This window comes from Ardenticatenales bacterium, assembly GCA_020634515.1.
In the GTDB taxonomy this organism is placed as follows: domain Bacteria; phylum Chloroflexota; class Anaerolineae; order Promineifilales; family Promineifilaceae; genus JAGVTM01.
This window is the reverse complement of record JACKBL010000016.1, coordinates 1-11,994: the sequence shown is the minus strand read 5'-3', so window position 1 is coordinate 11,994 and position 11,994 is coordinate 1. Positions and strand designations below refer to the sequence as shown.

Annotated in this window: 10 protein-coding genes; 3 read left to right on the top strand and 7 right to left on the bottom strand. The window is 57.6% G+C overall.

Annotated features, from left to right (window positions below; all coding sequences use genetic code 11):
• The first annotated feature begins 12 nt into the window (after positions 1–12).
• Positions 13–657, top strand: a complete 645-nt coding sequence (locus H6650_22745) for a CBS domain-containing protein (GenBank protein MCB8954833.1) — start codon at positions 13–15, stop codon at positions 655–657.
• An 11-nt stretch (positions 658–668) separates the two neighbouring features.
• Here H6650_22745 and H6650_22740 read toward each other — a convergent pair whose 3' ends face one another.
• The 6 genes from H6650_22740 to aroF all read right to left on the bottom strand — a co-directional run bounded on the left by H6650_22740 (position 669) and on the right by aroF (position 5,930).
• Complete coding sequence (locus tag H6650_22740; GenBank protein ID MCB8954832.1) at positions 669–1,997, bottom strand: MerR family transcriptional regulator; 1,329 nt, start codon at positions 1,995–1,997, stop codon at positions 669–671.
• Positions 1,998–2,109: 112 nt separating this feature from the next.
• The gene (locus H6650_22735) at positions 2,110–2,379 is read right to left on the bottom strand and encodes a NifU family protein (GenBank protein ID MCB8954831.1); all 270 of its coding nucleotides are present in this window, start codon (positions 2,377–2,379) and stop codon (positions 2,110–2,112) included.
• Positions 2,380–2,636: 257 nt separating this feature from the next.
• Positions 2,637–3,089 carry a peptidylprolyl isomerase gene (locus tag H6650_22730; GenBank protein MCB8954830.1) on the bottom strand — a complete coding sequence of 151 codons (453 nt, stop codon included), beginning with the start codon at positions 3,087–3,089 and terminating at the stop codon, positions 2,637–2,639.
• A 386-nt stretch (positions 3,090–3,475) separates the two neighbouring features.
• Positions 3,476–3,703: a DUF2892 domain-containing protein gene (locus H6650_22725; protein MCB8954829.1), complete on the bottom strand. Its 228-nt coding sequence runs from the start codon at positions 3,701–3,703 to the stop codon at positions 3,476–3,478.
• Positions 3,704–3,892: 189 nt separating this feature from the next.
• Positions 3,893–4,567, bottom strand: coding sequence for a Crp/Fnr family transcriptional regulator (locus H6650_22720; protein ID MCB8954828.1), 675 nt, complete (start codon positions 4,565–4,567; stop codon positions 3,893–3,895).
• Between the two features lie 277 nt (positions 4,568–4,844).
• A complete protein-coding gene (aroF, locus tag H6650_22715) occupies positions 4,845–5,930 on the bottom strand; it encodes a 3-deoxy-7-phosphoheptulonate synthase (GenBank protein MCB8954827.1) in 1,086 nt (361 codons plus the stop codon).
• Between the two features lie 800 nt (positions 5,931–6,730).
• Here aroF and H6650_22710 point away from each other — a divergent pair.
• Positions 6,731–8,365 (top strand): hypothetical protein, encoded by a 1,635-nt coding sequence (locus H6650_22710; GenBank protein MCB8954826.1) that lies wholly within the window; start codon positions 6,731–6,733, stop codon positions 8,363–8,365.
• A 292-nt stretch (positions 8,366–8,657) separates the two neighbouring features.
• Positions 8,658–9,776 (top strand): site-2 protease family protein, encoded by a 1,119-nt coding sequence (locus H6650_22705; GenBank protein MCB8954825.1) that lies wholly within the window; start codon positions 8,658–8,660, stop codon positions 9,774–9,776.
• 120 nt (positions 9,777–9,896) lie between these two features.
• Here the strand turns inward: H6650_22705 and H6650_22700 are convergent.
• On the bottom strand, positions 9,897–11,994 hold a 2,098-nt coding region (locus H6650_22700), incomplete at its 5' end, for a hypothetical protein (GenBank protein ID MCB8954824.1).

Genomic DNA, 11,994 nt, shown 5'->3' with positions numbered 1-11,994 from the left:
CTGGAGGAACCCATGCTCGTAAAAGAACGCATGTCCCACCCTGTTATCTCCGTGAAGCCGGACGTTCCCATCATGGAAGCGCTACGACTGATGCAGCGTGAGCGCATCCGGCGTATGCCCGTGATCCAGGACGGCAAGATGATCGGTATTGTTTCCGATAAAGACCTGATGCACGCCGCGCCTTCCGATGCCACTTCCCTCAGCGTCTGGGAGATTAACTATTTGATCAGCCAGATTCGCGTGCGCGACGTCATGACCAAAGATGTATTCTCCGTCCACGAGGACACGCCCATCGAAGAAGCCGCGCGCATTATGGCGGACAACAAAATTGGCGGCCTACCCGTCATGGCGGATGGGGGCGTGGTGGGGTTGATCACGGAGACGGACCTGTTCAAAATTCTGTTGGAATTGATGGGCGCACGTGAAAATGGGGTGCGCGTGACCGTCGTCGTGCCGGATCATCCAGGCGCATTGGGTCAACTCACGCAGGCAATCGCCAATGTGGGCGGCAGCTTTATCGCTTTCGGACAATTCGCGGGCGAGGATACAACCAACCGGATCGTGACGTTCAAGGTGACGGGAATTAGCGAAGCGCAAGCGCGCGAGGCTGTCGCGCCCGTGGTTGAGCGGATTGTCGATGTCCGTACTTGCTGTTGAAAACTGAGGACCTATCCACTGGCCTGGCGTAACCAGTCCAGGAGCGGCTCACCCCGTTTATCGAGGGTGGCTGTTGCCGCCTGGAGATAGAGGGAGAGGTAGTGGGGTAGGATTTGTGCCGGCATTCCATACGCCGCCCCCGTCAGAAAACCCTGAATCCAGTCGATGTCCGATGACAAAAGCGCCATATCCCCCAGACGCAAAGCCGCCTCAATACTATTGCCCAACTCTCTGTTGATACTCAACAACAGCGAGCGCGTCGTGCCCATCTGCAGCATCGCCTGGGCATGTCCATACAAATACGCCTCAATCGCCGCCCGTCGCTCCTGAAAGTGCAGCATCGCCAATTCGTAAGCGGCGGATACGGGCACAACCTCTGGCGGCGAAGGCAATGATTGCAGCCAGGACTCTATTTTCGGTGCCGCCTCCGGCAAATCCTCGCCTAAAAAGAATCCCGGAATCCGCTTCGGTAGCGCCGGAATCTGATTAAACACCCAACCGCCATAAGCCAACGGCACGCCGACCTGCCGCAGCAGTTGCGCCATATCCATCAACATCCCCGCCGCCGGCAGCGTTTGTGCCGCGGCAACCACTAGCTGCGGCCGAATCACGGCTACTGATGTATCCAGGCGCGCCAGGGGCACATTCGCCCCCAGATACACCACATCCATCCCCCGCCAGCGTAGCAGCACCGTCAACAACAGCAGGCTAAACGTGTGCTCTTCGTGCGGTGGGCAGGCCAGTAGCACGCGCTTTTGCCGCACGGTTGAAGCCAGCGAACCCCGCAGCGCCTCCAACTGCCGCACCGCCAACGCCGAAGCAAAATGCTCCTGCTGCACGCTCACCCGCCCCTCATACCAGCCGCAACCAATCTCGCGCAGCCCCTTTTGCAGCAGCTCCACACAAACCGTTTCCGGAGGAAAGAAAGCGAACGCCTGCGCCAAAATCTGCTGCGCCGCAAACTCCTGAAAACTCAGACAGGCTTCTATCCAGGCCTCGCGCAACGTATCAATGCGGTCTCCCATGACGTGTACCGCGCCTGATACAGAAGATGCCGGCATTTCCTGCCCATAACGCTCCAGTGGATCTTGCCCTTCGCTCCGCAATTGCTGCCACAACTCAATGGCATGGCTGATGCTCAACCCCTCTTCCTGGCGCGCAATGAGCCATTTGAGCATGTCGATCTCATATTGCGAGTAGAGCCGATGGCCGCCGGCGGTGCGTTCGGGAGAAGGCACGCCATAGCGGCGCTCCCAGGCACGCAAAGTATCCGGTTTCAGCCCGGTCTCTTGCACAACGACTTTCATATTGAAGGTGGGAACTGTAGTAGAATCAGACATAGCGTGCGGCATCAAACTCGAGTGTTTCCGAAGGGTTCTGAAGCAAAGCAAATGTTAGCATATTGCGCTGGATTTTGTCCAAATTTCGCGCGAATGGCGTGGGTAAGGTTACTCACACAGCCAGGACGGACTCAATCTCCGGGAAGAATTGGCGTACGGTCCCTTCGACCCAGCCATGCAGCGTGGTCGGGGCCAGGCGGCATCCATCGCAAGCGCCGGACATATGCACTTTTAGCATTTTCCCATCGAAAGCGACCATGGACACGGCTCCGCCATGATACATTTCAATGTAGCTGCTGATAGCTTCGATAAGGGCACGCATCCGCTCTTCCGGGCTGGCCTCAGACATCGTTTGCGCGGGATCAGAAAACGTCATCGCCATAGTAGCCTCCATATTCTGGTCGCGGTGCAACATCTCACGAGTTCCCCATGATCGAGGCGCACCACGATGGATGAAAATGTCCGTAGTGCCGGCATCCGCCGGCGGTCCACTGAAGTAGTGGTCCACTAAAGTGACTCTACTGAAAAAAGGCCAAAAACCGGGTTTTTACACATGAACCACTCTGGTAATTTCAGCCGGACAATCGAAAAACCCGGTTTTTTCAGTGAACTCACCATTTTAGCCTCACAGGCATTTATTCAGCTTTCTTGCACGGTCACGCGCACCATTTTGTCTCCGGCGCGGATGGCGTCCACCACATCCATGCCGCTGGCGACCGTGCCAAACACGGTGTGTCGCCCGTTCAGGTGCGGCTGCGGGGAATGTGTGATGAAAAATTGACTACCGTTGGTATTGGGGCCGGCATTTGCCATAGAGAGAGCGCCGCGCATATGCTTCAACGGATTCCCCGCGGTCTCATCGGAGAAGCGGTATCCGGGGCCGCCCGCTCCGCTGCCCGTCGGATCGCCCCCCTGGATGACGAAGTTGCTAATAACGCGATGAAAGGAGACGCCATCGTAAAAACCCTCACGGCAGAGGAAGACGAAGTTGTTTACCGTCAACGGCGCGTGTTGCGGGTGCAATTCAATCTCAATGGTGCCGCGATTGGTTTCCATCGTCACCACGTACTTTTTCTTCACGTCAATTTGCATCGCCGGGGGCTGAGACCATTGTTTTGCTTTCATGAATGCATTTTTCCTTTATGTTTACATAGGCAAGCCGCACTTGAATAGGGCACATCGTCATGCAAACGGCGTCCATAAGTGCGTCGCACCTCTGAATGGTGAATGGTTACTTTCCTTTTAGTGGGAATCCAGCCGGAAGAGGAATATGGGATCTCATTTCCTCGTAGATGCCGGCATCAACACTCAAGACACAATCATACAACCCGCGCGCCCCCGCCCTCTCTTCCGGCACAGTATAACATGTTGCGAAAGGATGGGAAAGCGAAAAAGGCGCTACGCCGAATCGCGTAACGCCTCCAGAACTGTTTTGACAGGCCAATGATGCTGGACAAACGTCCGCTGCCAGGCTGCCGCTATTTACCGGCGCGAATCTTCGGCCCGCTCAGAGGCGCGCCAAACAGGGGGGCAAACACGCAAAAATCGAACACCCCGGCTACCAGAGGCAGCAGCCCCACAATAGCAACGACAATCCCGACAGTTCCCGTCAATCCCCACAATCCCCAGGCGATCAGGGCAATACCCGCCACAATGCGCACCACGCGCCCGGTCATAGAAGCCATAAATGTCACAAAGGGGTTCATTTCCATCTCCTTTTTCGGTAACTGCTAAGCCAGATTGGACCAATTTCCACTCCTTGGGAAATCGTGCCGGCATTCGCCACGAGGACAAACGCAAGCGCGACGCTCTGCCGCGCCCTCCTTTCGTCACCCGATCCATGTAAAAATCTACTCACAGTATAGAAAATAGCCTGCCCTCTGTCTGTGACAAAGTCACATAACCGCCCGCTCTTGCAACCGCGCCACATCAGCCACCTCAATCATGCCACGACCCGTCCGCACCATCCCCTCACCGGCAAATCCCTCCAAAATGCGGCTGATCACCTCCCGCGAACTCCCCAAATCGGCGGCGATCTCCTGATGCGTGATGCGGATGGGGTTCTGGCGGCGGCAGCGATCCAGAAGCAGGGCCGCCACCCGCGCATCCATGCGACGAAAGGCGACTTCATCCACAGTCGCCATCATGCTCACCAGGCGCTGCGACAGCAGGTCAAAGACAAAGTCGCGCCATCCATCGTAACGGCGCACCCAGTCGCGGAACACATCCGCCGGAACCATCACCGCCTCCGCCGTCTCTTCCACGGTGGCAATAGCCGGAAAACGATGCTGGCTGAGGATGGCATTGGCCGTCAGAATGCACGACTCCCCCAGGCCAAAGCGATAGAGGGTGATCTCTCGTCCTGTTTCGCCAATTTTGTAGACGCGGACAATGCCGGCAATCAACAAAGCAATAGCATCGGCGCTGTCCCCCTCCAAGAACACATCCTGACCGACGGGAATACGCGCATAAAAGGTGTTTTGCTGAAATTCACGCCTCAGGGACGCATCCGCCCGCTGCAAAAAGGGCAGAACGCGCGCAATGCGCCGGAACTGTGCCTGATCGAGCATGTTGTCCTCTATCGACTCCTACGAAAACAATCTTTCTGGAACTTTCTGGCTCTTCAGGAATTCGCGGGGAGTGGAGGCTTTAGCCGGAATTTGTGCGCAAGAACCGGCTAAAGCCTCGCCGCCAAACCCATATGTGGGGCAGAATCTGCGAAATCCGCAAGAGCCAGAGATATCTTCATCTTTCGTCTCGCGTGATGCCCCTTGCGCATGGAGAATGCGTTTGCCGCAAAAGTATAGCAAACTTCCCCACCGCCTGAAACGTTCCCATCCGCCTGCCTCAATAATCACCACTCGGCACAGCCGCCCTTGCCGGCAAATAACCATTGCCAGGATACCCATCCATCGGCCAGGGCACATCACGCCCCACAGCCTGCGCCACCTGCCGCGCCTCCCGCACCAACTGCGCATAACGCTCCGGTTTCAACGACTGGCGGCCATCCGACCAGGCCTCATCAGGCCGCGGATGCACCTCAACCATCAGCCCATCCGCGCCCGCGGCCACCGCCCCCCGCGCCACCGCCCCCACATACTCCCATTTCCCCGTCGCGTGGCTAGGGTCGGCCACAATTGGCAGGTGAGAAAGCTGCTTGATGACGGGAATGGCGTTCAGGTCAAACGTATTGCGCGTTTCCGTCTCATTGGCGCGAATGCCCCGCTCGCACAAAATTACGCGGGTGTTGCCGTGGCTGAGAATGTACTCGGCGCACATCAACCACTCCAAAATCGTTCCGCTGAAGCTGCGTTTGAGCAACACCGGATGCCCCGACTTACCCACCGCATTCAACAACGCATAGTTCTGCATATTGCGCGCCCCAATCTGCAAAATATCCACATACTCGCACATCAAAGGGACCAGCGCGGGATCCATCACTTCGCTGATAACGGGCATGCCCGTGGCCTCGCGCGCCTCCGCCAGGTAGCGCAGCCCTTCCTCCTGCAACCCCTGAAAAGCATAAGGAGAAGTGCGCGGTTTGTACGCCCCACCTCGCAGCACCGTCGCGCCCGCTTCCTGGCAGGCGTGCGCCAGTTCCAGCAGGTGCGCGCGCCCCTCCACGGAACATGGTCCGGCAATCATCACCAAATCACGCCCGCCGATCCTCACCCCGCCCACGTCAAACACCGTGTCTCCCGGATGAAATTCTCGGCTGGCCGCCTTGTACGGCTTGCTGATGGGCACGACGTTCTCCACGCCTTCCATGCGACTGATCTGGCGCGCGTCAATAATCGTCCCATCCCCAATGACGCCAATCACCGTGCGGTCTACGCCCACACTCGTATGCACCTTGCACCCCGCCGCCTCCACCCGAGCGATCAGGGCTTGCACATCTGTTTCCTTCGCTTGCGGCTGCATCACAACGATCATCTTTTTCTCCTCTGGAAATGTAGGGCGATTTGGAAAATCGGGCTACGACGGCGGCGGTTAGCCGTTTGTAGTTCGCAGTTGATAGTTGCCAGTTGATAGTTGCCAGTTGGCAGAAACGCCATCCGCAACCATCATCAAGGGTAAACCTGCGTCATCGGCAAGAACTGTTGGGCGATTTTCCAAATCGCCCGCCCGATTTGGAAAATCGGGCTACGACGGCGGCGGTTGGCCGTTAACCATCATCAGGGGTAAATCTGCGTCATCGGCGAAATCTGTGTTGACGTTTTCATCTCGCATGACGTGCTGCGCGCATAGGCAACGCCCTTGAAGTTGGAACAAAAAAAAGACGCGGCTGGGGGGCCGCGTCTCCGAAAAAACTGTTTCGTCCGCTTCTATTTAAGCAGAACGAACCTCCTGTGCCAGACGCGGCGCCGGGGGCTGATTCGCAAAATAGAAGTAGGTGTACACGTCATTGAGAAGCATCTTTCTCTCTTCACGCTCCGCGGAAACCTGATGGTTTTTCTCGTGGATTTTATCGTGCGGCATCATAGCACTACGCCCACGATGCGTCAAGGAATTGCGCGGGATTTTCTACCCAGGGTACGAGACCAGGGCGCGGCAACCGGGGAACTATTCGCGTCAGGGGACCGTCTAAACCATCAAATTCAGACTGGAGCAGGTTTCAAAACTGCTCCATGTCGGTCCACAAACAGACTACAGAACTCTTCTGCCAACTCCGACTCGACACCCCCACCAAGAGACTTTTGTAGTCTTTTGAATGACACGCCATGAGGCTCATTATGAAAACAATGACGTATTTCCACCTTGTTTTGCGTTACGCCTGGGTCTGGAGCCTGGGTACACTGCTGCTCCTTTCCGCCTGCACGGCGGGGGAAGGCACGGCAATGGTTACGACGACACCGATTACGACGCTCGTGGCAGCCACTGTTGCCCCGACCACGACGCCCACGCTGGCGGCAACGGATACACCCGCCGCGCCGGAACCGACGGCGGCGCCAACGGCGGTGGAGCCAACGGTTGTAGTTTCGCCCGCGTCCCTGCAACCCATTCAAATCACCAATGTGCGGATGATGTCGCCCGACGTGGGTTGGGCCACAGGTGGCAATGAAGGGGCCAATGTGGGGCGCATCTTGCGCACGAACGACGGCGGCGCATGGTGGCAAGATGTCACCCCGGCGCAGGTGGCTACGGAAGATATTCTGCACGCTTATTTTATGGATGAGGCTAATGCCTGGTTTGTGGCTTACAGCGACGCCGCGCATAGCGTGTTCGCCGTGTACGCCACCGGAGATGGCGGCCAATCCTGGCAATTGAGCAGCGTGGCGACGGAACCTTACGCCGCGCCGTTCAATATCGCTTTTAGCGACCCAATGCATGGCTGGATGATGGTTGGGCTGGGCGCGGCGGCGGGTTCGAAGGCGGTGGATGTGCTGCGTACCACGGACGGAGGCCAGACATGGACGCGCGTCTCCCACACGGCGGGGGCGCAGGATTCCACGGCGGGCAGCCTGCCTTTTGGATGCCAAAAGTCAGGGCTGGTGTTCGTCAACGCGGACACGGGCTGGGCAACGGGTGGCTGTCCGGGCGGCCCCATTTTCTTTTTCGTGACGCACGATGCCGGCACAACATGGACACCAGCAACACTTCCCACGCCCCTGGGATACAGCGAGGATTTGTTTACGCAGTGCCAGTGCTATTTTGATGCGCCACTGGTGAACAATGGTCGCATCTTGCTTTTGTTGCGCATCTACGAGTCGCCTGAGAGCACGGTGTTGTACATGACGGAAGATGGGATGTCCTGGACTTCCGTGATTTTGCCCTCTTTCGCGGTGATGGGAATGCCGGCATTCATCAACCCCACAGACGGATGGCTCACGGACGGACAGCAACTCTTCGCCACCCACGACGGCGGCCAGAACTGGACACCCGTCGCCCCCTTCCCCAGCAGCGAACTGCGCGGCTCCCTCAACTTCGTAAACAGCCACGATGGCTGGTTTAGCAACGGCCAGCAGCTTTTCGTCACACATGACGGCGGTCAGAACTGGCGCGCATTCACGACCATGATGACGTTGCCTCAAACAAGCGGCGGCACAACCAGCAACACAGACACTCCCGACGGTGAAAACCTGGAGGTGACGTTGGCAAACAATAACCAGACCGTTACGGTGCCCGTGGGACACAGTTTCTTGCTCAAGCTAGGCGAGGATTATACGTGGAGCGTGGACGTGACGGATGATGGTATCGTCAGCCGCGTACCGAACATGGCCGTTGTGCGTGGGGCGCAAGGGGTGTATGAAGCGCGGCAGGCGGGCAATACAACTTTGACGGCGGCGGGGGAGCCGTTATGCCGGCAGCAAACTCCCCCCTGCGGCCGCCCCTCCATCCTCTTCCAGATTCACATAAATGTCCCATAATTGCCCCCCATCTGTTTACGCCACTCATATAGTCAGCCATCATAATAATAGCGTAAGGAACGGAATCAAATAAGACAACAACGTTGTTTCTTTACCGTTCCTTCAAACTGACGATGCCATTCCGCACTTTATTTCATCGTCAGTCCCAAACATCAGCGGTGCATCCCGTGCAAACGAGATGCGCCGCATGGCCTTTCGCAACCCGACCGCGACACCTGGAGGCATCCTCGTCTCCATAGACTATCCCCTGCCCCAGAGCGTCTCGTGGCCCCGACAAACAAAGGAGACCCACATGAGACGAAACAACGTTCCCCTCGGCAAAATCCTGGGCATCCCCATTGGCCTGGACTACTCCTGGTTCCTGGTCTTTGGCCTGCTCACCTGGACCCTGGCCACCAGCTACTATCCGAATGAATTCAGCAACTGGTCCACGACCGAATATTGGATTGTGGGTGCGCTAACGGCCATTTTGCTGTTCACCAGTGTTGTACTACACGAATTAGGTCACTCTGTTGTGGCGATGCACTACCAGATTCGCGTGCGCAGCATCACGTTGTTCATTTTCGGCGGCGTGGCACAGATCGAATCAGAGCCACCCAGCGCCAAATCGGAGTTTTGGATCGCTATTGCCGGCCCTGCTGTCAGTCTGGCACTTGCCGGCATTTTCTTCATCGTCCAACCCCTCGCCAAGTCAATCACCCCCCTGCTGGCCCTCTGCAAATACCTGGCCTACATCAACGGCTCACTGGTACTTTTCAACCTCATTCCCGGATTTCCTCTGGACGGCGGTCGCGTCTTCCGCGCCATCGTCTGGGGTGTAACGAAAAATCTGCGCCGGGCCACGCAAATTGCCGGCAGCCTCGGACGCTTCATCGGCTTTCTCTTCATCTTCTTCGGCGTCTGGCAAATGTTCAGCGGCAACTTCGTAGACGGGTTGTGGATCGCCTTCATCGGCTGGTTCCTGGAGAGCGCCGCCGTGGCTCAAATTCAACAGCAGGAATTCCAGGCGCTCCTCAGCGGCCACAAAGTGAGCGAAGCCATGAATCAGAGCTATACAGCTGTAGATGCCGGCACACCCCTCGACCAACTCGTCGGAACGCAAATCCTCGGACGCGGCCAACGCAGCTTCATCGTCGAACAAAACGCCGAAGCCGTTGGCCTACTCACCCTGCACCACATCAAGGAAATCCCCCCGGCGGAATGGCCCATCACCACCGCCGGACAAATCATGATCCCCATCGCCAACCTGAAGCAAATCTCCCCCACCACCCCCCTGTGGCAGGCCATGGAACTGATGGACCGCGACGGCGTCAACCAACTACCCGTGACCACTGACGGTCATCTGCGCGGGATGTTCAGCCGCGAAGACCTGATCAGCTACCTACGCACCCTGCACGAACTGGAAACCTGATTTCCCCCTCCCTCACGCAAGCAACAAAAAAGCGACGTCAGGAAAACCTGACGCCGCTTTTCATCATCTCAAGTAGCTGCCTGGCAAGCCTGCGCTCACCAAACAGCTACATCATACCAATTACTTGAAATTGGGCAGCGCTTCCACGCCCAGGGGAGTTGTCGGGAAGCCGTTCTGGAAACCGGTCACGACATCCGCATCCCACAAACCCCAACGCTGCGAGCCGTCGGTGCAGAACCACCAGCCCTGGAGGTGCGAGGTGTTCGTGAAGAAGCCACGCGAGAGCGCATCACAGCGAGAGCCGTCCGTGTACAGGAAGCGGATGCTCACCGGGCTGGGGATGAACTGCCACAGACCCATGCCGCCGCTTTCGTCCATGAACGAACCATCGTCGTAGAAGTCCAACATACCGCTGATCGTGCCGCCACCATGCGTATAGTAGGTGTAGTCCAGCGTCAGCAGCGCGCCGCCCTCGACAACTTCCAGGCTCACGGGAACAATCACCAACGGCGTGTCCGGATCATTGCTGTTCACGCACAGGTTGCCGTTGTACGTGCCCGCGCCCAGACCCGTGGAATCAAAGGTCACATCCACGACTGACGTGTTGCCTGGCATCGTCATGCCGCTGGTCGGGTTGACGCTCACCCACGGGATGTCGCTGGGCGAACTGCAAGTACCCCCGGATGGCGAAGCCAGACTCATGTCGTCGTAGTAGACGACCGAAGCATTGTTGGCAAAGAGGTCTACCGCACCGATAGCCAGAATGCCACCACCACTAACTTCGCCCGTCCACGTACCGGAGTAGAGGACCTGATTGTTGTAGAAGAAGGTTTGCGTGTCGTTGTTCAGGTCAATCTCCACGCGGATTTCCACCCACTGCCCCTTGATGAGTGGCAGTGAACCACCGCTGAGACCGGTGTTAGACACGATGCCTGCCGCACCCTGGAAGGTGACCTGGGTAGACCAGTTATTCGTTGCGCCAGCATCATCATACTGATTCAACAGAATGAAGTAGCTGTCACCCGCGAAGTCGGTGGGAACATACTGCCATGCAGTGTAATTCCACAACCCGCTGGTGACGTCGTACTCATGGACCAGGTCGGAAGCGCCAAGGATAGCCACCGAGTTGGGCGAGCTGAGCGCCTCCGCGTCGCTGGTGTTAGCACCCGCCGCGGGATCGTTGAACCAGCCTTTCCAACCACCTACGCCATGCAGCGGGCTGTTGGACGGATAGCTATCGAAGTTGTCGCTCCAATAAACATCCGATGCCGGCATCAGGCTCATGTCATCATAGTAGACGACCGAAGCATTGTTGGCAAAGAGGTCTACCGCACCGATATTCAGGATACCGCCGCCGCTAACCTCGCCCGTCCACGTTCCGGAGTAGAGAACCTGATTGTTGTAGAAGAAGGTTTGCGTGTCGTTGTCCAGGTCAATCTCCACGCGGATTTCCACCCACTGCCCCTTGATGAGCGCCAGTGAACCACCGCTGAGACCGTCGTTGGTGATAGTGTTTGTCGCACCATTGAGATTTACCTGGATGGACCAGTTCAGCGTCGTCCCTGCGTCATCATACTGATTCAGCATAATGAAGTAGCTGGTGCCGGTGAAATCAGTGGGAACGTATTGCCAGGTGGTGTAGTTCCACACGCCACTGGTGCTGCCACTGTATTCGTGGACCAGGTCGGAAGCGCCCAGGATAGCCACCGAGTTGGGAGAGCTATGCGCCTGCGCATCGCTGGTGTTGGCACCCGCCGCGGGATCGTTGAACCAGCCTTTCCAACCGCCTACGCCGTGCAGCGGGCTGTTGGACGGGTAGCTGTCGAAGTTGTCACTCCAGACTTCCAACGGGGCGTTGCCGTCCTCAAAGATGTCCCAGGTCAGGTCAGCCGACCCCACGTTACCGATGTTCAGCGGAACTGTGTTGGTTGTATTCGGAGGTTGCGAGCTGCCCAGATTGCTGGGTGAAACCTCAATGTCCGGGGCAACGCCAGAATTGACCACGGCCACGGGCATGTGCGCTTCGGGGATTTCCCCGCCGCCGCCGCCGCCGCCGTACTCAATGTTCAGCGTCCATTCCTGGAATACGCCGGTGTCGCCACCCGCGCTGTCGCCCATGCACAGCATCCACATGCCGGAGGCATTCTCGCCGTTGAAGTCGGCGAAGCTGCTGTGTCCAACCACCGAATCAGGATTCGGGTAGTAGTCGCAGCGGCCA